This window comes from Halomonas sp. KM007 (assembly GCF_050709225.1).
GTDB classification, from domain to species: domain Bacteria; phylum Pseudomonadota; class Gammaproteobacteria; order Pseudomonadales; family Halomonadaceae; genus Vreelandella; species Vreelandella hamiltonii.
In genome coordinates, this window is the sequence record NZ_CP136131.1 from 1,500,307 (window position 1) to 1,526,521 (window position 26,215).

General features: G+C 61.0%; 26 protein-coding genes and 1 tRNA gene. 7 read left to right on the plus strand and 20 right to left on the minus strand.

Annotated elements, in window-relative coordinates:
- Window positions 1-45 precede the first annotated feature (45 nt).
- The 11 genes from RVM27_RS06960 to RVM27_RS07010 all read right to left on the minus strand — a co-directional run bounded on the left by RVM27_RS06960 (window position 46) and on the right by RVM27_RS07010 (window position 11,277).
- Entirely contained in the window at window positions 46-525 is a 480-nt protein-coding gene (locus RVM27_RS06960) for a C40 family peptidase (protein ID WP_144984320.1), read from the minus strand.
- Between the two features lie 112 nt (window positions 526-637).
- Window positions 638-1,267: a histidine phosphatase family protein gene (locus RVM27_RS06965; RefSeq protein WP_039181483.1), complete on the minus strand. Its 630-nt coding sequence runs from the start codon at window positions 1,265-1,267 to the stop codon at window positions 638-640.
- A 12-nt stretch (window positions 1,268-1,279) separates the two neighbouring features.
- Window positions 1,280-2,095, minus strand: a complete 816-nt coding sequence (gene phnE / locus RVM27_RS06970) for a phosphonate ABC transporter, permease protein PhnE (RefSeq protein WP_016915879.1) — start codon at window positions 2,093-2,095, stop codon at window positions 1,280-1,282.
- Between the two features lie 34 nt (window positions 2,096-2,129).
- Window positions 2,130-2,957, minus strand: coding sequence for a phosphonate ABC transporter, permease protein PhnE (phnE, locus tag RVM27_RS06975; protein ID WP_096921596.1), 828 nt, complete (start codon window positions 2,955-2,957; stop codon window positions 2,130-2,132).
- Window positions 2,954-3,838: a phosphonate ABC transporter ATP-binding protein gene (gene phnC / locus RVM27_RS06980; protein WP_096921597.1), complete on the minus strand. Its 885-nt coding sequence runs from the start codon at window positions 3,836-3,838 to the stop codon at window positions 2,954-2,956. The genes phnE (RVM27_RS06975) and phnC overlap by 4 nt, the downstream gene beginning before the upstream one ends.
- A gap of 108 nt (window positions 3,839-3,946) precedes the next feature.
- Window positions 3,947-4,927 carry a phosphate/phosphite/phosphonate ABC transporter substrate-binding protein gene (phnD, locus tag RVM27_RS06985; RefSeq protein WP_039183168.1) on the minus strand — a complete coding sequence of 327 codons (981 nt, stop codon included), beginning with the start codon at window positions 4,925-4,927 and terminating at the stop codon, window positions 3,947-3,949.
- Between the two features lie 129 nt (window positions 4,928-5,056).
- A complete protein-coding gene (locus RVM27_RS06990; RefSeq protein WP_498957642.1) occupies window positions 5,057-6,805 on the minus strand; it encodes a bifunctional diguanylate cyclase/phosphodiesterase in 1,749 nt (582 codons plus the stop codon).
- A 98-nt stretch (window positions 6,806-6,903) separates the two neighbouring features.
- Window positions 6,904-8,850, minus strand: coding sequence for a metallophosphoesterase family protein (locus RVM27_RS06995; protein WP_498939924.1), 1,947 nt, complete (start codon window positions 8,848-8,850; stop codon window positions 6,904-6,906).
- Between the two features lie 10 nt (window positions 8,851-8,860).
- A complete protein-coding gene (locus tag RVM27_RS07000) occupies window positions 8,861-10,231 on the minus strand; it encodes a sensor histidine kinase (protein ID WP_498939922.1) in 1,371 nt (456 codons plus the stop codon).
- Window positions 10,228-10,902 carry a winged helix-turn-helix domain-containing protein gene (locus tag RVM27_RS07005; protein ID WP_394425738.1) on the minus strand — a complete coding sequence of 225 codons (675 nt, stop codon included), beginning with the start codon at window positions 10,900-10,902 and terminating at the stop codon, window positions 10,228-10,230. The genes RVM27_RS07000 and RVM27_RS07005 overlap by 4 nt, the downstream gene beginning before the upstream one ends.
- A gap of 12 nt (window positions 10,903-10,914) precedes the next feature.
- Window positions 10,915-11,277: a PepSY domain-containing protein gene (locus RVM27_RS07010; protein WP_081138002.1), complete on the minus strand. Its 363-nt coding sequence runs from the start codon at window positions 11,275-11,277 to the stop codon at window positions 10,915-10,917.
- Between the two features lie 123 nt (window positions 11,278-11,400).
- Between RVM27_RS07010 and RVM27_RS07015 the strand changes: the two genes are divergently transcribed.
- The gene (locus RVM27_RS07015; RefSeq protein WP_498939919.1) at window positions 11,401-11,877 is read left to right on the plus strand and encodes a PepSY domain-containing protein; all 477 of its coding nucleotides are present in this window, start codon (window positions 11,401-11,403) and stop codon (window positions 11,875-11,877) included.
- An 81-nt stretch (window positions 11,878-11,958) separates the two neighbouring features.
- Here RVM27_RS07015 and RVM27_RS07020 read toward each other — a convergent pair whose 3' ends face one another.
- The gene (locus tag RVM27_RS07020; protein ID WP_498941796.1) at window positions 11,959-13,308 is read right to left on the minus strand and encodes a Glu/Leu/Phe/Val family dehydrogenase; all 1,350 of its coding nucleotides are present in this window, start codon (window positions 13,306-13,308) and stop codon (window positions 11,959-11,961) included.
- Window positions 13,309-13,505: 197 nt separating this feature from the next.
- On the opposite strand from RVM27_RS07020, the gene RVM27_RS07025 reads away from it, so the two are divergent.
- Together RVM27_RS07025 and RVM27_RS07030 are read left to right on the plus strand one after the other, a co-directional pair.
- A complete protein-coding gene (locus tag RVM27_RS07025; RefSeq protein WP_016915868.1) occupies window positions 13,506-14,819 on the plus strand; it encodes a ferredoxin reductase family protein in 1,314 nt (437 codons plus the stop codon).
- A 102-nt stretch (window positions 14,820-14,921) separates the two neighbouring features.
- Window positions 14,922-15,947, plus strand: a complete 1,026-nt coding sequence (locus RVM27_RS07030; protein WP_498957643.1) for a DUF1853 family protein — start codon at window positions 14,922-14,924, stop codon at window positions 15,945-15,947.
- Here RVM27_RS07030 and proB read toward each other — a convergent pair.
- From proB to rplU, 4 genes are all read right to left on the minus strand, one after another.
- Complete coding sequence (gene proB / locus RVM27_RS07035) at window positions 15,920-17,080, minus strand: glutamate 5-kinase (protein ID WP_016915866.1); 1,161 nt, start codon at window positions 17,078-17,080, stop codon at window positions 15,920-15,922. The two genes, RVM27_RS07030 and proB, sit on opposite strands and share 28 nt — an antisense overlap.
- A gap of 40 nt (window positions 17,081-17,120) precedes the next feature.
- Entirely contained in the window at window positions 17,121-18,311 is a 1,191-nt protein-coding gene (gene cgtA / locus RVM27_RS07040; protein ID WP_287805221.1) for an Obg family GTPase CgtA, read from the minus strand.
- Between the two features lie 139 nt (window positions 18,312-18,450).
- Window positions 18,451-18,708: a 50S ribosomal protein L27 gene (rpmA, locus tag RVM27_RS07045; protein ID WP_016915864.1), complete on the minus strand. Its 258-nt coding sequence runs from the start codon at window positions 18,706-18,708 to the stop codon at window positions 18,451-18,453.
- 30 nt (window positions 18,709-18,738) lie between these two features.
- Window positions 18,739-19,050 carry a 50S ribosomal protein L21 gene (gene rplU / locus RVM27_RS07050; protein WP_016915863.1) on the minus strand — a complete coding sequence of 104 codons (312 nt, stop codon included), beginning with the start codon at window positions 19,048-19,050 and terminating at the stop codon, window positions 18,739-18,741.
- 285 nt (window positions 19,051-19,335) lie between these two features.
- On the opposite strand from rplU, the gene ispB reads away from it, so the two are divergent.
- From ispB to acuI, 4 genes are all read left to right on the plus strand, one after another.
- Entirely contained in the window at window positions 19,336-20,340 is a 1,005-nt protein-coding gene (gene ispB / locus RVM27_RS07055; RefSeq protein WP_498957644.1) for an isoprenoid biosynthesis enzyme family protein, read from the plus strand.
- 89 nt (window positions 20,341-20,429) lie between these two features.
- A tRNA-Pro gene (locus RVM27_RS07060) sits at window positions 20,430-20,506 on the plus strand.
- A gap of 548 nt (window positions 20,507-21,054) precedes the next feature.
- Entirely contained in the window at window positions 21,055-21,627 is a 573-nt protein-coding gene (gene acuR / locus RVM27_RS07065) for a TetR/AcrR family transcriptional regulator (protein ID WP_498957645.1), read from the plus strand.
- A gap of 45 nt (window positions 21,628-21,672) precedes the next feature.
- Window positions 21,673-22,653 (plus strand): acrylyl-CoA reductase (NADPH), encoded by a 981-nt coding sequence (gene acuI, locus RVM27_RS07070; RefSeq protein ID WP_193461372.1) that lies wholly within the window; start codon window positions 21,673-21,675, stop codon window positions 22,651-22,653.
- A gap of 132 nt (window positions 22,654-22,785) precedes the next feature.
- On the opposite strand, the gene RVM27_RS07075 is transcribed toward acuI, so the two are convergent.
- The 4 genes from RVM27_RS07075 to RVM27_RS07090 all read right to left on the minus strand — a co-directional run bounded on the left by RVM27_RS07075 (window position 22,786) and on the right by RVM27_RS07090 (window position 26,156).
- Window positions 22,786-24,798: a sensor domain-containing diguanylate cyclase gene (locus RVM27_RS07075; RefSeq protein ID WP_193461373.1), complete on the minus strand. Its 2,013-nt coding sequence runs from the start codon at window positions 24,796-24,798 to the stop codon at window positions 22,786-22,788.
- A gap of 325 nt (window positions 24,799-25,123) precedes the next feature.
- Window positions 25,124-25,408 carry a HipA domain-containing protein gene (locus RVM27_RS07080; RefSeq protein ID WP_498957754.1) on the minus strand — a complete coding sequence of 95 codons (285 nt, stop codon included), beginning with the start codon at window positions 25,406-25,408 and terminating at the stop codon, window positions 25,124-25,126.
- A gap of 120 nt (window positions 25,409-25,528) precedes the next feature.
- Window positions 25,529-25,849: a HipA N-terminal domain-containing protein gene (locus RVM27_RS07085; RefSeq protein WP_498939910.1), complete on the minus strand. Its 321-nt coding sequence runs from the start codon at window positions 25,847-25,849 to the stop codon at window positions 25,529-25,531.
- The gene (locus tag RVM27_RS07090) at window positions 25,827-26,156 is read right to left on the minus strand and encodes a hypothetical protein (protein ID WP_498939908.1); all 330 of its coding nucleotides are present in this window, start codon (window positions 26,154-26,156) and stop codon (window positions 25,827-25,829) included. Before RVM27_RS07090 ends, RVM27_RS07085 begins: the two co-directional genes overlap by 23 nt.
- Window positions 26,157-26,215: the final 59 nt, after the last annotated feature.

A 26,215-nucleotide genomic window follows, 5' to 3' on the forward strand; every position in this document is an offset into this window, starting at 1 on the left:
ATCCGCAAAGGCAGTGTGTGATTCCCGGAGCCTTTCCGGTTGCTGCTAGGGCGCCAATGAAGCCGCGCCCAGAAAACGCTGCTGCCAGTAGTCGATATCCAGCGGAACGCTGACCACGGCACGGCCACTGCCCGGGGCATGGATCATCTGGCGATTACCGCCATAAATGCCCACGTGGGTGGCCTTGCTGCCCTCGCCAAAGAACAGCAGATCGCCTGGGCGGGGGGCATCGACACGAGGCAGAGCGCGGTACTGGCCGTCCGCCGTGCGGGGCACACGCAGCCCGGCAGCGCGGTAGGTCATTTCGACCAGGCCAGAGCAGTCCAGACCATCCGGTGAGTTGCCGCCAAAGCGGTAAGGAATGCCGATGGATTGCTGGGCGTAAGAGAGAATCAGCGCACGCTCCAGTGACATGCCCCCTTGCACGGGCGGCTTTGCAGGGGGAGCCACGTCCTTGCTGGCACAACCGGCCAGCACTAACAGCAGGGCCAGAGACAGGAGGGAATAAACGCGGGCAAACGGCATGGGGCACTCCTGAGAAGCCTCGATAGGGTGTCTCTATCATGGCCCAGGTCACGCGTGCCCGCTAGCCGCCTATACGGAAGAGCACCCGTCAGGGCGTATCAGGCAACGAATCTCAGCGACCGATCCACTCCACGAAGGTCGTTTCGCCCAGCGCATGGCGCTCGTGGCGTAGTCGACTCATGGCGGCGTAAGGCAGGTCCATCACCAGCCCGTGGGTCAGCGGCTGGGCAATCACCTGACGCAGCAGCGCATTGCAGACGAACAGATGCGCCACCACCAGCACGTGCTTGCCCGGCGGTCGGCTCAGCAGGCGCTGCCACGCTTCACTCACCCGGGCATCCAGCGCCGCCAGGCTTTCCCCTTCCGGCGGCGCTGCCGTGGTGGGATCGTGCCAGAAGGCGTTCATCAGCGCGTGCCCCTCCTCGGCAAACACCTGGTCATGGGTCTTGCCTTCCCAACGTCCCAGATAGAGCTCGGCCAGGTCATCGTCCACCTGCACGGGCAGGTCGAACTCCTCCCCCAACCACAAGGCAAACTCATGGCAGCGCGCCAGGGGGGAACTGACGATGGCATCGAACGGCGGCCTGCCATCGACCGTGTGACGCATCACGGCCGCCGTGGCCTGCTGCCAACCGGTTTCGCTGAGGGGGTGGTCGGTGCTGCCGCGCAGCATGCGGCCACCCAGTGGCTCACCGTGGCGCATCAGGTCGATGGTCATGATGTCGGCATCAGGAAAGCGCATGGTATCTCCCGGTCAGATGATGGCGTGGCGCACGCGGGCAGAGACCCACTCGGACACCAGCACGGTGGCAAAGATCAGCACGAAGATGACGCTGACCTGATTCCAGGCCAGGCTGTTGATCGAGGCGTTGAGCTGCAGCCCGATGCCGCCTGCGCCCACCAGCCCCAGCACCGTGGACTCACGAATGTTGATATCCCAGCGGTACACGCTGATACCGGCGAACGCGGGCATCACCTGGGGCAACACGCCGTAGTTCATGACCTGCAGGCGGCTCGCCCCGGTAGCGCTGATGGCCTCGACGGGCGTGGGGTGGATCTCTTCGATGGCTTCATAGAGCAGCTTGCCCACGAACCCAATGGAGCGTAGCGCAATGGCAATGATGCCCGCCAGCACGCCGGGGCCGAGAATGGTCACCAGCAGCATCGCCCAGATCAGCGAGTTGATGGAGCGTGACGAAACGATGATGGTCAACGCCAGGCTGCGTACCAGCGGGTGGGGCGTCGTGTTGCGAGCCGCCAGAAAAGCCACCGGAAACGCCATGACGATGCCCAGTGCGGTGCCTAGCGTGGCGATGTTGAGGGTGTCCCACATGGGCTTCCAGAGGACACTGGCGTACTCCCACCGGGGCGGCATCATGCGGTTGATCAGGTCACTGCCCTGGCGGCCAGCATCTTCCACGAACACCCACATGGTGTTGTCGGAGATCACTTTCCAGCAGAGCAGGAAAAGGCAGATACCTGCCAGCCAGGCCACATACTGGAGCCACTGGGCACGGGTGGTGCGCCGCTGCCACTGCGGCACGCCTTGGGGGGAACTCGAAACGGGCATGGAAATTTCCTTTACGGGTTAAGGCATCGCAGCGCTACTGGGTCCAGCGGCGCACATGGCTGGAGGCGTATTCACTCATCAGCACGATGGCAATGATGATCAGCAGGATCGCCGCCGAGGTGCCGTATTCGTAACGGCTCAGCGAGGTGTTCAGCGTGGCGCCAATGCCCCCCGCGCCGACGATGCCGATCACCGACGATTCACGGAAATTGATGTCCAGACGGTACATGGAGAGCCCGATCAAGCGCGGCATCACCTGCGGCTGCACCGCATGGTTCATGGTTTGCCACCAGCTTGCCCCCGTGGCACGCACGGCTTCGACCTGTTTCCAGTCCAGGTCCTCGATATCTTCTGCCAACAGCTTGGCCATGAAACCGATGGTGGCGAAGGCCAGCGTCAGCATGCCCGCAAACGGCCCGAAGCCGAACATCACCACGAACAGAATGGCGATGATGATCTCCTGAAACGTCCGCGAGATGGCAATGATGGCGCGGCACAGGGTATAGATGGGCAGCGGGGCAATGTTGCGTGCCGCGCCCAGTCCTACCGGGATCGCCAGCAAGACGCCGATCACGGTGGAGGTCAGCGTCATGGTCAGGCTTTCCATCAACCCGGCGATGATGTCGTTCTGGCGGCTGAGGAAATCGGGCTGCAAAAAGGCCCCTAGAAAGTTGAGCGCTCGACCGGAGCCTTCCGCCACCCGCGCCCAGTTGACCTGCACCGACGACAGCGCCAGCACCAGATACACCACCACACCAATGGCCAGGCCCCAGCGCAGCCATGGGTTTTCGATCAGCGGCAAACGCCGCCACTGACCCTGGCGCGCAGCTTGCTGGCGCGCCGTGGCGTCTGCCGTGCTCATAGCGCGCCTCCACTGGCAACCTGGGTGAGCGGCCGCGCGTCATGGTGTGCTTTGGCTGCCGACGTGGGCGCTGCCGATGTGGGCGCAAGGGCTACCTGCGATGGCTCATCTTCTTCGTCGGCGGGCTCGGGCGTGGTGTCCCAGTCCTCTTCCCCATAGATGGTGGTGAGGATCTCGCTGGTGAGTTCGCTGGGCTTGCCGTCGAAGACGATTTGTCCGGCACGCAGGCCCACGATGCGGTCGGCAAACTGCTGCGCCAGAGCCACGTCATGAATGTTGATGATGGCCGCCAGCTCGCGCTCGGCGCACAGCTCGCGAATCAGACGCATGATCTGGCGCGAGGTTTTGGGGTCCAGGCTGGCAGTGGGTTCATCCACCAGCAATAACTTGGGGCTTTGCAGCAGTGCACGGGCGATGCCGACACGCTGGCGCTGGCCACCCGACAGTGCGTCGGCGCGCTTGTCGATGGCATGGGGCAAGCCCACCCGCTCCAACAGGCGAAACGCTTCCGCAACGGCTTCCTGGGGGTAGCGGCGCAAGAAGCTGCGCCAGAAGCCGACATAGCCCAGTTGGCCCGACAGCACGTTTTCCATGACGGTCAGCCGGTCCACCAGGGCGTATTCCTGAAAAATCATGCCCATGGAGCGACGTGCGTGACGCAGGCGGCTGCCCGACAGTTTGGTCAGCTCGGTCTCTTCCAGGCGGATACTGCCCTGGCTGGGCTCCACCAGACGATTGACGCAGCGGATCAGGGTACTTTTGCCTGCACCCGATGGCCCAATCAGCGCCATCACCTGGCCTTTGGGCAGCGATAGGTGAATATCGGTCAGCGCGCGGTCGCCCGTCGGGTAACGCTTGCCAACGCCAGTGAGTGTCAACATGGGGAATGCCTCGTTTGCTTGTCGCTCAAAACGTTCAACTGACTCGACCCCATAACGCGTCGGCCAGAAGGTTGCCCTCCTGGCCGACAGGGTCACGCAGCGCTGGAATCAATCGCAGTCGTAAGTGACGCCATTGGCATCGGCAATGGTACGGATGACCGACCAGTGCTCTTCATAGCTGATGGGAATGAACTGCGCTTCGCCTGAGTTCTCGAACTCCGCCTGCAGGGCGGTGCCTTCCCAGTCGTAGCTGAAGAACGCATCCTGAATCTGCTGCTGCAGTTCGGGCGTCAGGTTGTGGGCGGTGCCGTATGCCGTGGTGGGGAAGGTTTCGGAGGTGTAGATCACCTCGTAGTCACCCTCGTTGATGACACCACGTGACAGCATGCGATGGGCAACGGAGTTGGCAATGGCCGCCGCATCGTAATCCTTGTTGATGACGCCCAGGATGGAGTTGTCGTGGGAGCCGGAGAAAGCCGTCTCGAAGTCATCACCGGCTTCCAGACCGTACTCGGAGCGCAGCAGCGCGGACGGTGCGCGGAAGCCCGAGTTGGACGTTTCGGAAGTGAAGGCCAACTGACGACCCTGCAGGTCTTCCATGCCGTCGATACCGCTACCGGGGTAGGTGATGATCTCCATTTCGTAACCGTAGCTGCCATCTTCGGCCGCCATGATGGCGAAGGGACGGAAGCCACCACAGTTGACCGCCACCGGTACGCCACCGGTGTTGAAGCCAGCCACGTGCAGACGGCCAGCGCGCAGCGCTTCCTGCTGGGCAGCATTCGACTGCACCGGGAAGAACTGAACACGTTTACCCGTCGCTTCGCTCAGGTGATCCAGGAAACCCGCCCATACGTCGGCGTAGACCGCCGGGTCTTCAACCGGCGTGTAAGCAAAGACCAGCGTGTCCGGATCGACCAACCGAGACTCATCGCTGGGGATATCGGCCACCATGTCGCCATCGTTGTCCACGTAGCGTGAGGAGAGGTCGGCAGCCGCATTCATCGCACTGAAAGCGAAGGCACTGGCAACGGCAGCACTGATCAGAGTGCGCGAGAGTGACACGGTAGAGAGACGAGAGGATTGCATGGATCACCTAACGGGGTAGTAAGAGGTGGATGTATCCTGACGCCCCAAGATGACAGCGGCGGGTCTGGCGGGTGACAACTTCGTGACGTCTACATGACACCCGCGTGAACGACCTGCCGCTCTGGCGGCTCACTGCCCCACGCAGCAGCCACGCCGTTCCACGAACAGGCTGTTCCCGGCAATCTTCTTCGCCTGGTGCTTGAGTTCGGAGAGTTGGCTGGCAATGTCCAGGGCCTTGCAGTGGCCCGGGTCACTGATGGGCTTGACGGCTACCGACACGCTGACGAAAGGGAAAAAGCTGACGCCTCCCTGACGGCTTTCGATGGAAAGCCCGCCTCTCTGGCGGTCCTCTTCTTCGTAGAAACTCGGGGCCATGACCTCGAAGGAGGCCAGAATCTGCAGGCACACGCTCTCCCAGTGCCCCAGCGGTAACAGCATTATGAAGTCGTCGCCACCGATATGCCCGATGAAGCCCCCCGCGCTTTCCACCTGAGCCTGCAACAACCGCGACAGCGAGATGATCACATGGTCCCCGCGGGCATAACCGTAGGCATCGTTGAACGCCTTGAAATTATCCAGATCCACGTAGGCAGCGGCAAAGCCATTGCCCTGGCTCAGATAGGCCGTGAGGGTTTCGTTGATCAGGATGTTACCGGGCAGCCCGGTGAGCGGATTGGCATGGCGTGCCTGACGCACCTGGATGGCGGTGATCTCGCGCAGCAAATCGACGATATTGCCCATACCCAGATACTGCCCTTCGCCATCGACGATGACGAAGTCCTCCTGTTCGATGTCGCGGCTGTCGGTCAGCTGCTGGCTCAGCGTTTCCAGGGGCATGTCGGCGGCGGCCACCAGCATCTTGCGATCGGCGATGTCCAGCACGCAGCGCTTGGCGTACAGCGAATGGCTATAAGGGTTGGTGAACAGCGTCAGGAACCCGTTGCGCCGCACCACGGCAATGGGCACGCCCTGTTCGATCACGGCCACGCAGCGCAGATGCGGCGTTTCACGAAACCGCTCCGCCAACGTGGGCACTGACACACTGGGCGCCACGGCCTCCACGCTGCGCAGGATGGTATGCGCCGTACGCCCGGCGGGAGTTTTCAATTGCGTGGTGGCGGGCAGCAGCGTATTAAGCTGAACAGGCGGCTGAACGCTGGGACGTGCGAAGTAGAACCCCTGCAACAGCGCCAATCCACGGTCCAGCTCCCACAGGCACAGGTGCTCTGCCGCGGTTTCGACCCCTTCTGCGATGAGCTGGCAGTCGAGGCTTTTGGCGACGTCCAGTATCGAGCGCAGGAACTCCCGCTTGGCGGGCTCCTGATCGATGCCGGAAATGAAATGGCGGTCCAGCTTGACGAAATCCGGGCGCAGCTCCGCCCAGTGGCGCAGGCTGGAGTGACCGGCCCCCAGGTCATCCAGGGCCACCTGAAACCCCATGTCGCGGTAGTGGGCCACCGCCTGGCGCATCAGGTCGTAATCATGGATGGGCACGTGCTCGGTCAGCTCGATCACCACCCGCTCCGGCGGCAGGCCACTCTCCTGAATGAAGCCCAGCGTCAGCCCCTCGCGGAAATCACGCTCGACGATGGTCAGCGGCATGACGTTGAGGAACAGCAGCCCTGGGAGTGCGAGTTCGGCAAAACGGCGAATGGCGAGCCGTCGGCAAAGCAGATCCAGCTCCACCAGCAGACCTGCCTGGGTCGCCACGTCGAACAGCCTTAGCGGTGAATGCAACGGAGAGGTGCTGGGGCCACGGATCAGCGCTTCGTAGCCATAAATGGCCTGCTGATTGGCATCGACAATGGGCTGAAAAAGTACGTGCAGCGCTTCTGCCGCGATAATCTGGTGAAGCCACTGGGTTTCTTGTGCGGTCATGTGCCTGCTGCCCTGTCAAACGTCAACGATCCCTATGACTTGTCAACTCCATCAGGAAGGTGCCAGGGCAGCAAGCGTGCGTCATTTACATGACATTTTCATGACGAACCATCGGTGGGCGCCTTCATGCCGGGGATGTCCGGCGGCGGAAACACCGCGTCGCCACCGCGGGCATCCAACTGACGAATATCGGTGGGACGACCGTTCTCGTCGAGACTGACCAGGCCTATCCCACTGGCATTCCACAGCCGCTCGCCAGCGCTGGCCTGCTCGGGGTCCCGGGGGTAGATGCTGAGCTTGCGCCGCTGGGTAAACCAGTTGAGCGGCGACAGCGGCGCGTATAGCCAACGATTGAGCCGGTCGAAGGTATCCAGCAGCCGCCGAGGGAAGGTGTTTTTCACGCCGCTGGAAGTGATCTGCCACAGATGCGGGGCCTGCTCCTGCCCGCGTACGACGATGTCGTAGGCAAAGGAGTAGTGCACGTCCCCCGACAGGATCACGTAGTTGCCGGGTGTCCTGGAGTGCCGCCAGATGTGCAGCAGCACGCTGGCGGCACCGCGATGGGCCATCCAGTTTTCGGCATCCACCATCAACGGCTTGCCGGCCAGGGTAAACAGCTTTTGAATGCCCTCGATCAGCTTGACCCCGAACATCGGGGCAGGCGAGACGATCACCGCGCTGGGGGTGCCCAACAGCGCCTGCTGCATCTCCATGAGCGCCTCCCAGTCCATCAGCCCGGAGGGCCGTTTGGGGTTGCGCTCACTGCGCCAGCGGCGCGTACGGGTATCGAGCACGATCAGCGCGGGGGCGCCTGACACCTGAAACTCCCACCCTTGAAAGCGCAGAAGCCGCTCAATCACGCTGTCCTGGGCCTGGGGGTTCAAGATGCCCGACCCATCGAACAACGTGCCGACCTGATGCAGCAGCGGGTTGAGTTTGTCCGGGGCATTGCCCCACCCTTGGCAAAGCAGGTAGGCCACCAGCGCGTTGCCAATGATGCGCCTGGAGAACGGATGCCCATAAGCACAGCGCTCCCAATCGGCGGTCAGGTTCCAGTCATCGGTGACGTCGTGATCGTCGAAGATCATCAGGCTGGGCACGTGGGCCATCAGCCGCGCGCACTGGGGCAGCCCTGCCACGAAGGCATCGATGACCGCCTGTTCGGTACGGTACGCTTCGGCCTCCTGCTCGGCCAGCTCGGGAGGCGTGGGCGCCATGATCTGCCAGGGAGTCGGCGACCAGACCAGACAATACATGGCCAGCATTTCGGCAAGGGTCATCAGGTGGTTCTGGGCGTGCGCCGAGGTGAACACCGGCTTTTTCACCCCGCCGAAGAAACGCTCGCGCAGGGCCGCGTTGCTGGTGACATCCGGCAGCAGCGACTCGCGATGATAATAGGTTTCGGGAGCCGCATAGAGCGCTTGGCTATCGTTCACCGTGGCGCCTTCCAACTGCTCATCGGCCAGCCCCAGCCGGGCGATGAGTGCATGCACGGCGCGCAGGGTGGGGCCTGCCACGTCATCCACGTAGACCTGGTCACCGGTCATCAATAGCCAGGCAGGCCACTCGCCAGGGGCTTCCTGGCGCTCGGCCAGCCAGGCATCGGCACGCACCAGACCATCGGGGCTGTCGTGGTGGGGCTTGCGGCAAGAGCCGTGCATCAGGCGGTGGTGACGCGATGCCAGCACAAAGGCCGGGTAGGCCTGCCCGGCGTGACATAACCACGGTGCCCACTCGGGAAGGCGCTGCCATACGCCCTGGTGGCTCTGTACCTGCAGGTCGTAGGCGATGCGTGTATCGGTGGGCAGTGCCCTGGGCAAGCTCAGGTCGATGCAGTACAGGTAGGCCCGCTCGCCGATGACCACGCATTGGTGATCCTGGCGAGACAGTGGGTAGGTTTGCTGGTCGGAGGTGTCCGGAAACAGAACCAGCTGGAGAGCCAGTGGTCGCGTGGCCACCAGCCACATCACCAGGCGTGACGGCGACAAGCGACGCAGCAGCGGCCCCACCAGTACGTCAGGCAGTGTTTCGGTGACGTCGATCATCGTTGCTCCTTCAGGCCCGCGCGGCCAGCACGGGTAGTTCGATCACCACCTGCAGCCCGCCCGCTTCGGCGCGCTGCAGGCGCATCTGTCCGCCATACAGGGCCACCAGATCGGCCACGATGGCCAGCCCCAGCCCGCTCCCGGAGCGCTGCTCATCCAGCCGTTTGCCGCGCTGCACCGCCGCTTGGCACTCCTCGGCGGTCATGCCGGGGCCGTCATCGCTCACCGTGAGCCTCAATACGCCTTGCTGCGCCTGAAAGCTCACATGCACCGTCTGGCTGGCCCAGCGCAGGGCATTATCGAGTAAATTGCCCACCATCTCCTGCAGGTCCTGGTCGTCCATGTGTACTCGCATCTGGCTATCCACACGCTGCGTCAGGGTGATGTGCCGCCGCTGAGCGAGACGCGCCAGCCCGTTCATCAGCGGCGCCAGGGTAGCCTGCAGGTCAATGGCCGCGAAACGCCCGCTGTCTCCCGCCGCCGAGGCCCGGGCCAGGTGGTGACGCACCGCGTTGTCGATACGCGAAAGCTCTACGTCCCAGGTGGCTCGGCTGTCGCTGGGCAGCTGCTTCACCAGCAGGCGCATGACGCTGAGCGGCGTCTTGAGGGCATGAGCCAGATTACCGGCGGTATAGCGACCGCGCTCGATCAGCCGTTGGTCGCGCGCCAATACAGCGTTCATGGAGCTGGCCAGGGTGGCCAACTCTTGCGGCAGTCGGGTATCCAGTTGCGCTGCCCGTCCCTGCTCCACGTCGCGCAGGTTGGCATTCATACGCCGTAAAGGTGCCAATCCCCAGCGCACCTGGAGCGCCAGCACCCCCAGCAACACTGCACCAAGCCCCAGCAAGCCTAACCACAGCAGACGCTGAAAAGCCTGAATCTCGGCCACCAGAACATCGTCCCGGGCAGCCACGCTAACGTGCAAAGGCGATTCCAGGGGGGCCAGATAGATATCCCGCTCCACCACTCGCAGCTGCTGCCCTCTTGGCCCCGGCACGGTACGCGCCGAGAGCTGTTCGCTGTGGGTCACGGGCAGCCGCTGATCCCATAGCGAGCGCGACGCTACCGTGTGCTGCTCGCTGTCGGTGATTTGCCAATACCAGCCCGAAAACACATGCTCGAAACGGGGATCGCCCAAGCCACGTTCGTAGCGCAGCTGTTCACTCAGGGGGTCGTAGGCGACCCCGGCAATGATCACGTTGAGGGTTGCTTCGAGACGCTCGTCGAACGCGCTCACTGCGGCGCTACGATAGTGATGGGCCAGCAGCCCACCCGCCACCGGCAGGGCCAATAGTACGATCAGCAGCGCTGCCAGCAGCAAGCGCAGATGAATGGAGCGGCTGGCCCAGCGTTGCCGCCAAGGCTGCCCGGCAGCGCTCATGGTGTGTCAGGCTCATCGGCCAGCAGGCGATACCCCTGGCCGCGCAGGGTGGCAATACGCCAGGCACCCAGCTTGCGTCGCAGGCGGCTGACCTGCACGTCGATGACGTTGGAGTCGGGCTCGTGGTCACGGTCATAGACGTGCTCCGAGAGCTCACTGCGGCTTACTACCCGCGGCGCGGCATGCATGAGATAACTCAGCAGACGGGTTTCCTGGGCGGTCAGGCTGACGGGCCTGCCTGCCAGGGTAACGTGCTGGGTGTGGGTATCCAGGCTCAGCTCGCCTACCCGCAAGACCGGATGGGCGTGGCCATGGGTGCGTCGCACCAGAGCGCGCAGCCGAAACAGTACTTCAGCGGGCTCGAAAGGCTTGGTCACGTAATCATCGGCTCCGGCGGTAAAGCCTGCGGCCTTGTCGGCCCAACGCTCACGAGCGGTCAAGATCAGCACCGGCAGGTCGATGCCATCTTCCCGCCAGGAAGAGAGCCAGCGGGTGCCATCGCCATCCGGCAGGCCAATGTCCAGAATCACCGTATCGTAGGCTTCCGTACGCACCAGAAAGTCGGCTTCCTGACCATTTTCGGCTCGTTCGACGATCCAGTCACCTTCACGCAGGGCCTGGCTCAGCTCACGGGCAAGCGCCTGGTCATCCTCTACCAGCAAACACTTCATCACGCCATCCTTTCAGGGGTTACGCTGCATCTCGCGAATGCGGACACCTTCGATCTTCATCAACTGGCCGCTGTGACCATCGAACTCGAACTCGACCACCTGGCCCTGGGGGCCCAGCATCTTGATCTCATACTCCACCAGCCCGTCGTCCCGGTCGATCTCGATTTCCAGAATATCGCCCATATAGTTGACTTCCAGCCAGTCCAGAATCGTCTCCAGCGGCACCACATCGCCACGCCCTACTTCACCGTGCAGCGCTTGCCAGGGCTGGTCGCCAATGGCGTTACCCATCCAGGCCAGCGCCAGCGCGCAGGCCACCACCCGAAGGCGGAGCCAGGTGCGCAAGGAGCGTAGGAAAGCGGTCGTGGTTTTCATGGTGCCAGCATGCCAAAGTCAACATGAACGGTAGATGAATGACTTTGTCAGCTTCCGGTAAGACCCCAGCTGCTATAACTGTCTCGTCGCTTCAACTGACATATCGTGAAAAAGGAGCTTGTGATGAACGCCATGAAAAAAATGCTGATGATTCCTGCCTCTGCCCTGCTGTTGAGCGCAGCCGCCAGCACCGTGTATGCCGATACCCAACCGGTGGACCGCATCGACGACATTCTGACCTACGCCAGCGATTATGGTTTTACGCACTATGAAGAGATCAGCATCAAGAGCCGTGGACGCGCCGAAGTCGAAGGCTGGCTGGACGATGAGTGGTATGCCGATGTCGAGTTCTCGCTGGATAACGGCGATACCCTGAAGGAAGAGCGCAAGCGTCTGATCACCGGTGCCTGGGGCATGAGCGAAGACGATGTGCGCCAAGCGCTCAATATCGCCAGCCAGGAAGGCATGATGGAGTTCGAGGAGATCGAGATCGACAAGAGCGGCACCATCGACATCGAAGGGCGCGATCAGAACGGTCGTGAGCTGGACATCAAGATGCGTCAGGGTTCGTTCCAGGTCACCGAGATCGACCGCGACTGATACGCGCAAGCCACCTTGCATGGCGGGCCCTGGTGGCCCGCCTTTTTCATGCCATCTTCATGGCGTCATCGACACCGTGGGTTAGCGGCAGTCCTGGCAGTTGCCGCGGGCCATGATGGCCTCGGCAATCCGCTCGATGCCCTGACAGTACGCCGCGTGACGAAACGACACCTGCTCTTGCTCGGCCCGCTTGAGTACCCGGCTTGCCTCGCGCTCCAGCAGGGTATCCAGCCGCTCGTTGACCTGCTCTTCACTCCACTTTTCACCGGCACGATTCTGCAGCCACTCGAAGTAGCTGACCACGACCCCGCCGGTATTGACCAGTACGTCGGGCAGCACGTCCACGTCGCGCTTTTCGAGCGCCCGGTCGGCGTCGCTGGTCAGCGGGCCGTTGGCGATCTCCAGAATGGCGCCTGCCTGCACCTCGGCCACGTTGTCACCATGCACCTGATTCTCCAGCGCGGCCAGCGCCAGCACATCCACCTCCAGCGCCAGCAGCTGCTCGCCACTCAGGGCTTTCCCCTGCTGACTTTTCGACAGCTGGCCGTGGGACTGCTTGTCCTTTTTCAGCGCTTCGATGTCCAGCCCGTCCGCCGCATAGCGGCCTCCACTGGAGTCGGAAACCGCGACCACGCGATACCCTTCGGCGCTGGCCAAACGGGCAAAGTGGTACGCGGCGTTGCCGAAGCCCTGCACCGCCACGGTGGTCTCTTCCGGCGCCCGCTCCCGCTGCGCCGCCCACAGGTCGAGCACCTTGAGCGCGCCACGGCCGGTGGCTTCCACCCGGCCTGGCGAGCCTCCTAGCGGCAGCGGTTTGCCCGTGATGGCGGCTGGCGCCTGGGCACGCAGAATGTGCTCGTACTCATCGATCATCCAGCCCATCACCGTGGCATCGGTATTCACGTCCGGTGCGGGGATGTCGCGGTCGGGCCCCATGATGTCGGCGATGGCGCGGATATAGCCCCGTGCCAGCCGCTCCCGCTCCAGCGACGACAGCGACTTGGCATCCACCTGAACGCCGCCCTTGCCGCCACCGTAGGGCAGGTTGACCACCGCGCACTTCACCGCCATCCAGAAACTCAGCGTGGTGACTTCATGCTGGTTCACGTCCGGGTGGAAGCGAACCCCGCCCTTGGCAGGTCCCAGGCTGGTGTCGTACTGCACGCGCCAGGCCGGAAACGCCTTCAGGCTGCCATCATCCATGCGCACCGGCACGCTGACCTGCAATGAAAGGCTCGGCTGCATCAAACGCGCCTGAGCATCCGGGTGGATTTCCAACGCCTCGAACACGGCCACCAGCCGCGAACGAGCGTCTTCAAACAAGGCAGCCCCGGTATCGGGGGTCAGCTGCTGTGGCGCCTTGGCAGCCGCCGAGGACGCTGTAGAGTCGGACTTGCTCGGCTGGCGTTTCTTCGATTTTCCTTTGCCCATCATGCTGCTCCTGTCGGGTGAATGCTGGCGCTATCGACCATACTGACTCTCGATGGCCCTTCCGTCAGCGTAGCAGCTCCTGCTGCGTTGGCGGCCAGACTTGCGAAATGCTCGGTTTTTCCCACACTTGGACTAGCCACCCACAGGAAGACGGGGCAACACTCGCCATTCGCAAGGACGCATAAGGAGAAGCATTCGTGAACCACGTCATCCGCCAAGCGCTGCTTTGGGTCACTCTCTACATGGTGCTGGCGTTACTGCCGGTGAGCTGGCTGCTGGTGTCGCCGCCAGCTCCACGCAGCGCCTTGGCCGAGGCAGGCGTATTGCTGGGCGCGCTGGCGCTGAGCATCATGGCGCTGCAAGCGCTGATTTCGGGCCGTCACGGCTTTGGTAACCGCGCAGGGTTCGATAACGTGCTGCAGTTTCATCGCCAGCTGGGGATCGGTGCCCTGCTGCTGGTACTGGCGCACCCCACGCTGACATTCATCGCCGAGCCCAGCCTGCTGCACTATCTCGACCCCCGCGAGGACACCCTACGCGCCCTGGCCCTGATGGCCCTGCTGCTGGCCAGCCTGACCCTGGTGGTCACCTCGCTATGGCGCAAGCGGCTGGGGTTGAGTTACGAGACATGGCGACTGCTGCATGGCGGCCTGACCGCTTTCGTGGTCATGGGCGGGCTGGGGCATGCGCTGATGGCTCAGCGCTACACCCAAGGCGTCGTCACCTCGGGCGTCTTTGCCCTGCTGCTCCTGCTGCCGCTAGGGCTGCTGGTGGAAACTCGCCTGCTGCGCCCGTGGCGGCTACGCCGCCAGCCCTGGCGCGTGGTGGATAACCAGCTGGAGCGAGGCGACACCACGACGCTGACGCTGGAGGCAGATGGCCAGCACCAGCTGGACTTCCAGCCCGGGCAGTTTTTCTGGATCACCCTAGGGGATACCCCCTTTACCTTGCAGCAGCACCCTTTTTCCATCGTTTCCAGCGCATCACAGCCGGGCAGGGTGGCCTTCAGTGCCAAGCGGCTGGGGGACTTCACCCGCACCCTGCCCAAGGTCAAGGCCAATACCCGTGCCTTCATCGAAGGGCCTTTCGGCGCTTTTACCCCCAACCCCGATAACCCTCATGGCATCGTGATGCTGGCGGGCGGTATCGGTATCACCCCGTTCATCAGCATGCTGCGCAGCTTTCGTGACACGGGCAACGCCCCCCCGATCTGGCTGATCTATGCCAACCCGACCTGGCAGGAAGCCACCTTCCGTGAGCACCTGGAAACGCTTAGCAACGAGCTGCCGCTGGAGGTGATTCACGTGCTATCCGACCCGCACGAAGGGTGGCAGGGCGAAACCGGCTATGTGGACGAGGCACTGATCGAACGTGTCTTGCCGGACCTGGACCCGCGGACCGACTGTTACATTTGCGGCCCCGACCCGATGATGGATAGCGCCGAACGCGGGCTGATTGCCCACGGCATCCCGCCGACGCACATTTTTTCCGATCGCTTCGACATCGTCTGAGAGAGGTTCGCATGCTGCACCATTACGCCCGCCACCTGGGCACTGCCACGCTGGCCGTGTTGATTGCCCTGACACTGCTGGCCCTCTGGCTGCGTTGATGGCATGAGCGACGGCTGCCTGGAAGGCGTCTGGCCCCACTCGCCACAGCGGCTGCTGCGCGACATGCTGTGGCTGCTGGCAACCCCGGACCTGGTGACGCTGGCCGAGCATCTGGCTGGCCGCCCTACCCCCGCCGAGCTGGGCCTGGCCAGCGCCGCACAGCGTCACGCCTGGCTGGCCCGCCATGCCGACCATTTTCGGCAGGATGAGTCTCCACAGGCCGTGCCTCGACAGATGGCCGCTCGACCGACACGTCGTTTACCGCCTCAGCGCATGGGGCATTACCATGAACGGCTGTGGCATCTGCTGCTGGACAGCGCGCCCAACACTCGCCTGCTGGGCCACAACGTACGCATTACCCAGCGCCGCCTGACGCTGGGCGAGCTGGATATTCTCTACCGCACTCGGCAGAACCCGGCGCCCATGCACCTGGAGGTGGCCATCAAGTTTTATCTGGGGTTGCCCGAAGGGCCTGGAGAGCAGACGAGCCAGAGCCGTTGGGTCGGCCCCGGTGGGTTGGATAGTCTGGCGCTGAAGTGCCAGCACTTGCGCCAGCATCAGCTGCCGCTGTCGTGTACGCCACCTGCGCGACACTTGCTGCGCCACTGGCTCGCCCCCCGCGACAGCGGCGAAACCCTGCCCGCCTTGCAGCCCCGAGTGGCCATGCCCGGCGTCTTGTTCTACCCGTGGCACGCAACCCTGCCGCCGCCGGACGGAGCAACGCCTGACCACCGGCGCGGGCTGTGGTGCTACAGGAAGGATTGGCCAGCATTGGCAGAGAGCTACGCCGACGCACCCAGCATGGCCTGGCTGGAAAAGCCCCACTGGCTGGCGCCGCCGCTGCCGGAAGCCTTCGATGCGCTGGCACTACAAACGGCCAGCATGATGGCGCTGATCGACCGCTACGGGCCTCAGCAGGTGATGCTCAGCCACCCGGCTCACCCCCCGCTGCGGGTGATGATCGTGCCGGACGGCTGGCCACAGCAAATACCGCTGCCGCCTTACACCACCACCAGATTATCGCGATGAATCAGCTCGTGGGCTTCCACGTAACCAAGGATGGCTTCGATCTGGTGGCTTGGCTGGCCCGCCAACTGGCGTGCCTCATCGGCACCGTAGTTGACCAGCCCCTTGGCGACCCGTGCGCCCTGTTCGTCCACGCACAACACCATGTCGCCGCGTCTGAAGCTGCCCTGTACGTCCCGCACGCCCACGGCCAGCAGGCTGGACCCTTTGCCGCGCAGCACGTTGACCGCACCGGCATCCAGCACCAGCGTACCGCGTACCTGTAGCTGCCCTGCCAGCCAGCGCTTGCGGGCCGCCATGGGCGCCTGGTCCGGGCGCAGCAGCGTGCCCAGCGGTTCGCCCTGCACGATACGGGTGATCACCTCGGGCTGACGGCCGCTGGCAATCACCGTTACCGCGCCGGAACGCGCCGCCAGCTGCGCGGCACGCACCTTGGTGCTCATGCCCCCTCGGCCCAGCGCACCGCCGCTGCCTGCCACGGCGGCCAGCCGTGGGTCATCGGCACGGCCTTCGGCTATCAGTTGCGCGTCAGGATGATGGCGCGGGTCGGCATCGAACAGGCCCTCCTGATCGGTGAGCAGCAACAGCGCATCGGCTTCCAGCAGGTTCGCCACCAGCGCGCCCAGGGTATCGTTATCGCCAAAGCGGATCTCGTCGGTGACGACGGTATCGTTTTCGTTGATCACCGGCACCACGCGCATCTCGACCAAGGTACGCAGCGCCGACAGCGCGTTCAAATAGCGCTTGCGGTTGGAGAGGTCGTCGTGGGTGAGCAGAATTTGCGCGGTGAGCATGCCGTGGCGAGCAAAGTGCTGCTCGTAGCACTGGGTGAGCCCGTTCTGCCCCACGGCCGCCGCCGCCTGCAGTTCATGCACGGCGCTGGGGCGTGCCTGCCACCCCAGGCGGACCATGCCTGCCGCCACGGCTCCCGAAGAGACCAGCACCACTTCGATACCCTGCTGGTGCAGGGCAGCAATTTGATCCACCCAACCACCAATGGCCGCTTCGTCCAGCCCACGGCCATCGTTGGTGAGCAGCGCGCTGCCAATCTTGACCACTATCCGGCGGGCGCTACTCAGCGCCTCACGGCCCGGCAACTGCTCGTTGTGTTCCACGTCGCGACTCTCCCACGCCATATGCGCTCACGCGATTCATCCTGGTCGGCACGCCTGCCGTTTACGGGGCGTACTCTACTTCGACATCGTAATCATCGTCGTCGAAATCGTCATCGTCTTCTTCGTCATCGCGCTTGCGGCGACGGCCAAGTCGCGCTTCGGTACGGGCCACCGACTCCTCTTCCATGCGGCGACGCATCTCCTGCTCGCGGGCATGGGCCTCTTCGTCTTCGTTTTCCAGACGCTGCTGCTCGGTGAGCCAGCGGTACGCCGCCTGCACCAGCTTGTCGGTGCCTTCGCTGCTGATCGCCGAAATACGGAACACCGGGCCTTCCCAGTTCAACGCATCGATGATCGCCTGGGCCCGCGCTTCGCGCTCCTCTTCCGGCAGCAGGTCGAACTTGTTCAGCACCAGCCAGCGCGGCCGCTCGGAGAGCGCCGGTGAGAACTGGCCCAGTTCGTGCACGATGGCCTTGGCAGCGTCGACCGGATCAGACTCGTCAAACGGCGCCACATCGACCACGTGGAACAGCAGCCGCGTACGGGTCAGGTGCTTCAGAAAACGCAGCCCCAGGCCTGCGCCGTCGGAGGCGCCTTCGATCAGTCCCGGAACGTCGGCCATCACGAAGTGCTCGTGCATGCCCAGCTTCACCACGCCCAGGTTCGGCACCAGCGTGGTGAACGGGTAGTTGGCCACTTTGGGCTTGGCCGCAGAGACCGAACGAATCAGCGTCGACTTACCGGCGTTGGGCATGCCCAGCAAGCCCACATCCGCCATCACTTTCATTTCCAGGCGCAGGTTACGACGGTCGCCTTCGGTGCCCGGCGTGGTGCGGCGCGGTGCGCGGTTGGTAGAGGATTTGAAGTGAATGTTACCCAGGCCACGACGACCACCGGCCGCCACCAGCACGACCTGCCCGATCTCGGTCACATCGGCAATCACCTCAAGGGTGTCTTCATCAATCACCGTGGTGCCTACCGGCACTTTTACGTGCAGGTCTTCACCAGCTTTACCGCTCATCTGGCGGCCCATGCCGCCCTGCCCATTTTCAGCTTTGTAGAAGCGCTGAAACTTGAAATCAATCAAGGTGTTGAGCGAGTCATCACCAATCAGGTAAACGCTGCCACCGTGGCCGCCATCACCACCATCGGGGCCACCCTTGGGCACATATTTCTCGCGGCGAAAGCTCAGACAGCCATTGCCGCCTTTACCTGCCTCAACAATGATCGAGGCTTCATCGACGAACTGCATTGGATTCTCCCGGCCGCTTCCGCCGCCCTGACTGCATCACCCTGTTCCCGGTACGGGCAAAAGGGCTTGAAAAGACAAAAAAGCCCCGCCATGGCGGGGCTTTTCTTTCGTCATCTTCGCACTGCGCAACCTGAGTTGCTTAGGCAGAAACGATGCTGACGAATTTACGGTTTTTCGGACCTTTGGTCTCGAACTTGACGACACCGTCGTTCAGAGCGAACAGCGTGTGGTCACGGCCCAGGCCAACGCCAGTGCCAGCGTGGAAGCGCGTGCCGCGCTGACGCACGATGATGTTACCGGCGGTTGCCGCTTGGCCACCGTACAGTTTCACACCCAGGCGCTTAGATTCGGAATCGCGACCGTTACGCGTGGAGCCGGCTGCCTTTTTATGTGCCATTGCAAAATCCTCCTAAAGGGAAGTGACTGCTTACGCAGAAATTCCGGTAATTTTGACTTCAGTGAACCACTGGCGGTGGCCCTGACGCTTCATGTGGTGCTTCCGGCGGCGGAACTTGATGATGGTGACTTTGTCGCCACGGCCGTGGGAAACGATTTCGGCGGAAACTTTGGCACCGCTGATGAAAGGTGCGCCAATGTTCACGTCGTCGCCGTCTGCAACCAACAGCACTTCATCGAATTCAATCGTTTCGCCGGTCGCGACTTCGATTTTTTCGAGCTTGAGGGTCTGACCTTCTTGAACGCGGTACTGTTTGCCACCGCTTTTGATAACTGCGTACATGTCGCTCTCCGGACTTGTCGTTAATGCCGGTTACGCCCCGCGTAACCAACGCTCATCGCCTTCCGCTCTTATCGACCTGCTGCGAGTGGCGCCTCTTTTGGCAGCCATCTGACAGGGAGCATGATGAGTGGGTCGCGGATTATAACGACTATCGCGCTTTACCACAAGGCCACCGGGGCTTGTCAATCACCCCGCCGCCCGCCCGGCGTCGCTATGCCTTGACGCCTTACAGGCAGCCCCATAGCATGACCCCCACTCTCTTACCTGCCGCGATGAACGGAACCCATGACAGCCAACGTCTCCTCAACCCCGCCTGCCAGCCCTTCGCCTTCACCGCTGCACGCCGTGGTGGCCGACGATTTTGAGGCCGTCAACCGCACCATTGTGACGCAGTTGAATTCTCGCGTGCCGCTGGTGGAAACCATCGGCCAGTACATCATCGAAAGCGGCGGCAAACGCCTGCGCCCGCTGCTGGTACTGCTGGCAGCGCGCTCGTTGGGCTACGAGGGCGACAAGCATATTACCCTCGCCACGCTGATCGAGTTTATGCATACCTCCACTCTGTTGCACGACGACGTGGTGGATGAGTCGCACATGCGCCGGGGCAAAAAAACCGCCAACGACGCCTGGGGCAATGCACCCTCGGTGCTGGTAGGCGATTTCCTCTACTCCCGTTCGTTCCAGATGATGGTCGATGTCGGCTCCATGCACATCATGGCGATCCTCTCCGGCGCGACCTGTGTCATCGCAGAAGGCGAAGTCCTCCAGTTGACCAACATCGGCAACCCGAGCATCTCGGAAGCCGACTACTTCGAGACCATTCAGGGCAAAACCGCCATGCTGTTCGAAGCCGCTTCCCACAGCGGCGCGGTGCTGGCCGATGCCACCCCGGAGCAGGAGCGCGCGCTGCAGTACTACGGCCGCTATCTCGGCCTGGCCTTCCAGCTCATCGACGACCTGCTGGACTACCAGGGCGACGCCGACGCCATGGGCAAGAACGTAGGCGACGATCTGGCCGAGGGCAAACCGACCCTGCCGCTGATCCACGCCATGGAGCGCGGCACCCCCGAACAGGCCAAGCTGATCCGCCAGGTGATTCGCAAAGGCGGCCTGGAGCAACTGGACGAAGTGCTGGAGATCATTCACGCCACCGGCGCTCTCACCTACACCCGCGACCGCGCCATCGAGATGGCCGACAAGGCCCTGGCCGAGCTGAACGCGCTGCCCGAAAGCCCCTTCCGCGACAGCATGGCCCAGCTGGCCCGCCTCGCCGTGGAGCGTCAAGCCTGACCGGCGCCCGACAAGCGCAAAAGGGGCTTGAAAAAAGCCCCTGAACTACGTATGATGCGTCCCGTTGTTAAGCACGCCTTGGCAACCCTCGGAATATAGCTCAGCTTGGTAGAGCGCTGCCTTCGGGAGGCAGAGGTCGTAGGTTCGAATCCTGCTATTCCGACCAAGAATTCAACGAAAACGGCCACTTAGCTCTTAGAGCAAGTGGCCGTTTTTGTATGCGTTGGTTCTAGGTTCCATATAGGTTCCAAGGATCACGAACTACGGCTACGACATATTTGCTGAGCTGTTTCATGATAAGTCAGCCTGCCACTCGAATCACTAGGCGATAGGCATACCTAGAGTGAACAGCCTTCTGACTGTAAAACGATTGAGGTAGCAGCTTGGAATAGATCAGGGATCCAACAGATTCCTCTCATTGAAGGCATCCCGATGGCACAACCTTCTTGAAGCCGTAGGCCGCGCTCAATATCTCTAACTCTCCGGTTGTACCCGATAGCGCAGTAAATAATCCAGTGAACAGGCACAGGCCTATTTCGAACCAGGAGCAGAATGTAGCCAACGACAAGGTCCTTTGCACTAGCGAGATGTGCAGAAACACAAAATTTCCATCTAGAGTTTTATTTTATAGACGGACAGTCTATATTTCTTTGCATGAACCAATCATCCTCCATCAAGCGGCGTGGTCGCCCTCCTAAGCATCCACATCATCACGTGGATACGCGTGCTGCGTTGATTAGAAGCGGGACCGAAGTGCTGACGGAGCAAGGGTTTGCCAATGCGGGCATCGATGGCATCCTCAAGCGCGTCGGCGTTCCCAAGGGGTCTTTCTATTACTACTTCTCCAGTAAAGAGGCATTTGGTTACGCCGTTTTAGAGCATTACGGCGCCTACTTTGCCAAAAAATTGGATCGTCATTTGCTCAACGACACGCTACCGCCGTTGTTTCGTATCAAAGCTTTCGTAGCAGATGCTAAGGAAGGCATGCAACGTCACAATTTTCAGCGCGGCTGTTTGGTCGGCAACTTAGGGCAGGAAGTGAATGGTCTTCCCGAAGGCTATCGTGCATGCCTGCAAGCGATACTGACCGACTGGCAACAACGAATTGCGGTGTGTTTACGTGAAGCCCAACGACTGGGCGACATCATTTCTTCAGCAGATTGCGATCGACTCGCTGAGGCCTTTTGGATTGGCTGGGAAGGGGCTGTCATGCGTGCGCGACTTGACGCGCAAATACGCCCAATGGATACCTTTCTTGATACGTTCTTAGACGGAATATCTCCGTAATTTTTTTATCATTTAATAGACGACCGTCTACAAAAGAGGTGCAACATGTTCAAAGCAGTGCTGATCGATAAGGCAGAGGGTAAGCAGCAGGCAACCATTACCTCGCTAGACGAAGCATCGTTACCTGAAGGCGATGTGACCGTCAGCGTGCAGTGCAGCACGCTTAACTACAAAGACGCCTTGGCCATTACCGGCAAAGGGCCTGTGGTGAAGCAATTTCCTATGGTGCCCGGCATTGATCTATCAGGGGTCGTCGAGCATTCCGCCTCGCCTGACTTCAAACCAGGGGATACGGTGCTGCTGAACGGCTGGGGCGTAGGCGAAAAGCATTGGGGAGGATTGGCCGAGAAGGCGCGCTTAGACAGCCGCTGGCTTATTCCACAGCCGTCAGCGTTTACGCCTTATCAGTCGATGGCTATTGGCACGGCGGGCTATACCGCCATGCTAGCGGTCATGGCACTAGAAGAGCGCGGTGTTAGGCCTGACCAAGGAGAAATTTTGGTTACCGGTGCGAGCGGCGGCGTGGGCAGCTACGCGATTACGCTGCTGGCTCGCTTAGGCTATCGCGTCGTTGCCTCTACGGGGCGTCACGAGGAAGCGCCCTACCTTGTCGAGCTGGGGGCTGAGAATGTGATAGACCGTCGTGAGCTCTCCGAACCCGGACGCCCATTGACCAAAGAGCGGTGGGCAGGAGCCATTGACTCTGTGGGCAGCCATACCCTCGCCAATGTGTTGGCCTCCACCAAGTATGGTGGCACCGTGGCATGCTGTGGGCTTGCACAGGGGATGGACTTACCCACCAGCGTTGCCCCCTTTATTTTACGCGGTATCACGCTCGCGGGTATCGATAGCGTCATGAGGCCGCTGGCCCACCGTGTCGAGGCTTGGCGTCGCTTAGGAGAGCTACTGAGCCCTCTTCAATTGGAAGCAATTACTCGACCCATCGACCTAACGCAATCCATTAGCGTCGCGGAAGACTTGCTTGCAGGTAAGATCAGGGGAAGAGTGGTCGTCAACGTGGCGTGACCTCATAACGTGGGTGGGGGCCGCAAGGCGCTTCAATGAGCGACCTGCGGCTCCGCCGATCCTGAGAGATACAGCGTTATTATTTGTTAGTCTATCTGCCCTCTCAGCTTCGACACAGCACCAGTGATACTGCTAGATATCGACATCTCCCTCGACTCTGTTACGTCCGCATTGCTTTGCGCGATAACTCGCCGCGTCAGCGCGATTAAGTACATCGTCGATCGACGTATCCTCTGGGCGGAAATGGCTCACCCCGATACTGGCGGTGACTTGCCATTGACGATCCTCCGCTTCGATAAAGCTAGCGGCAATACTGGCACGTAGAGATTCGGCGATAGTGAGGGCACGTGCAGGCGTACAGCCCGGCAGTAACACGGCAAATTCATCTCCCCCTTGGCGAGCGGCATAGTCACTGCTGCGAATCTCACTCTGTACGATATTCGCGATGTATTGAAGCATTTGATCGCCTAGCGCATGACCGCCTTGATCGTTCACAGGCTTAAAACGATCTAAATCAAACAGCATGACGGCGGTCGGTTTGTCATGTGACTGCCACTGCATCAGCAATTCTTCGAGATGCCTCGTCAAACCGCGACGATTCAGTAGACGAGTGAGAGGATCGTGCTCTGCTTCCCAACGCTTTTGTGCATAGTCGTGGTGGTGCTGAGTGATATCGCGTACCGTACCTACTGTCCCGATAAATTGATCATCCACACGGACAGCCGCTGTTTGCACATCTAACCAGTACACCTCATGACCGGCGCCCAAGAAACGAAACTGGCGCGCAAAATCTGTTTGTTTAACGAGGCTACGTAACCAAGCGGTTCTTACCTCTGGGCGGTCGTCATGATGAATACGGTCGCTCCAATCTTGTAAGCTGTGGGGCGTTTGCTCACCCAAAATCTCGTGCAGCGCGTCATTGATAAAGGTCAGTTGACCGCGGGGGTTCGTCACGAACGTGCCTTGAGGCGACGCAGATAACGTTCCCCTGAGCAAGGCTTCCCGTTCCGCCAAATCGTGCAAGCTTGCTTGGCGTGCCGCTTCGGTCCGGTTAATCACATCAATAACACGGCGCAGCTCTTTCATCGTGGTGGGGATAGTCAGCACAGAGCGGTGCCCGTCTTGTAGCTCTTGAATCTGACGGGCGAGATGCGCCAGGGGGCGTAATGCTAACCAAATCACTCCCCACACCAAGGGTAAAATCAGTACGAGCACGCCCCAAACGTAGGTAGTAATTTGCTTCATGCCCGCAACAAGCGGGGCTTCAGCTTGGGCTTGCGGCAAATGCACGCCCACGATCCAGTTCGCTGGCCATATTTGTCGATAGGCGACCAGTTGGGATTCGCCAGCCAAAGACCGCCCCACACTCTCGCCTTCCCAACCATCTAACGCCTGCTCTAAGTCAGGTGAAATGGTGTCAGGTAGGGTGACTATGGCTTCTTGTTGATTAGGGGCGTAAATACGCTGACCCGTTGCCGTCGTTATCGTGACATAGCCATCGTCACCCAAGCGGAGCTGATCAAAGCCGTTGAACAGACGACTTTCCTTTAGATCGACCAAGCCACCTAAAAAGCCTGTGTAACGACCCGTGTCATCATGAAGGGGGACCAGCATCAGTACCAACGGAGTATTAGTAATCCGTCCAACCAAAGGAGCGCTGACATAAGGCGTTTTGAATGCATGCATAAATCGAGCATATTCACGATCCGCAAAGTTGTTACCGCTCCCCCCTCTATCGGCAGGCCATTCATCAACGACATCGCTGCTTAGATTAAACACCAGCAGCGCTTCAAAGAGAGGCTCCATCGTGTACGCGTGCTGATCAATCAAGGTTCCCTGCCTGGGAAGCGACATCCTCTCGGCCAACCGTTCCAGTTCGCTGAAGCGCTCATTCACCTGGCGCGTGATGGAGTGGCTAATGAGCTCTGCCTCGTAACGCAGGTGCTGGTGGTTGGTTTCATTTACCAGGAGCTTGCCCGCCTGCCAGCCAAACGTGAGTACGATCAGGCAAAGCAAACTCCACAGCACCACGGCCCCCACAACCAAGCGTCCACGTAATGTCGCAAAGGGGAACGTGATCATGCGCAGGAGCGAGCGCTGCACTCGACGACTTGGGGCGATGGTGTTACTCGATATCGATGTCATAAACGGTACCTAGCAGGCGAAGGTTCAACGCAATCGCGTATCGCCTATCTCTTATGAAGAAGTCTAGCCATCATAACAGTTGAAAAAGTGCTGAATTAGCTGACGTTTCAAAATGAGGCAGGCTTGCTCCGGCATTATCCGATGGGGATGGCGCCACATTTACGATTGAGCACTAAAATATGATGACAACAGGGCTGGGTAAGGTGCGTAGTAGACCAAACGAATTTACAGATGAAGAAACGACAGCACGCGCTAAACCATAGATGTCTAATTTGATGCGGCGCAAAATTTCGACTAAGTTAATCCATGTTATGGCATGGAGCCTCTAGACAAGGATGTCACCCCCCATGGAAGGCCTAATTCCCTCTAATTTGTTCCTTTTCATTGGCTCCGGCAGGGGCCTTTTTTTGATGCTGCCGACATCGACAAGACCAATCGACGGGACATCTATTCCAGTGGGGCGCGCGAGCGTCATCATCGAAAATTCGTTTTCGGAAACGCCTTCGAACTCGCGCGATGGGAGTTTCACGATCCATGAGCCGCCAACGCCAGATGTGGTAATAGTCAGGCCCCCCGTCGGCGCGAGAACCGCCGAGAATTTGAGCTGCACCCCTGCAAGTGAGAACCGCAAGGCGTTCTCGCGGCGATCTACTTCGGCCTCACCGGCCCCGGTACTCTCACCACCAACCGGCGGCCTTGCCTCGCCATCGGCGGGTTTGATCGTGACCGCTCAGGGCAGGTCGTGACCAAGCGGCCAAAGTAGATGAAACTCGCGCTCGGGATTGACGCCCGCATTCTCTGAAAGGTATTTACGCAGATGGCCTTCAGGTAGAAGATTCAAGAAAAACGGCATCAAGCGCTTCTGATAGGCTCGGAAATTCGTAAGCAGCGCGCCGAATTCGTCCTTAAAGGCCAGTCCCAGGGTCGGCCTGTCAGGGTTGTCGATATAGGCTTCGTTGAAGGCGAAAATCGTCCGGTCTCCGCCGACATTAGTAAGCGTGCCGATAGGCTCCCCATAGAGCAGGACATCAAGGATAGAGACACCAGCCATCTTGATCATCCTCCAGCCGATAGGCTGGTCTTGGGGCACGCGGCGTTTCTTGGGACGAAGTGCGATGGGCGAGCTGGTTGCGCAAAGAGCGAATTTTATCGACGGCCCGATTGACGGCCTCATTGCTGACCGGGGACTCGATAGACTCAAGGGTGCGCCGTACCTTTTGAAGAATTTCGGGGTCAATCAGGCTTTGGATTTGGGTGATCTCGCGGATGCGGCGCTGGAGGTTGTCGATGATCGGCGCGTGCGATGCGCTGCACCGGATGAGCACCGTCCCCGCGGTCTGGTAGTGGTGTTCTGGCATCCCTTCGACCTGCTCAGCGTTGAAGATCCGGTCGAAGGTACCGTCATCACGCCAATGAC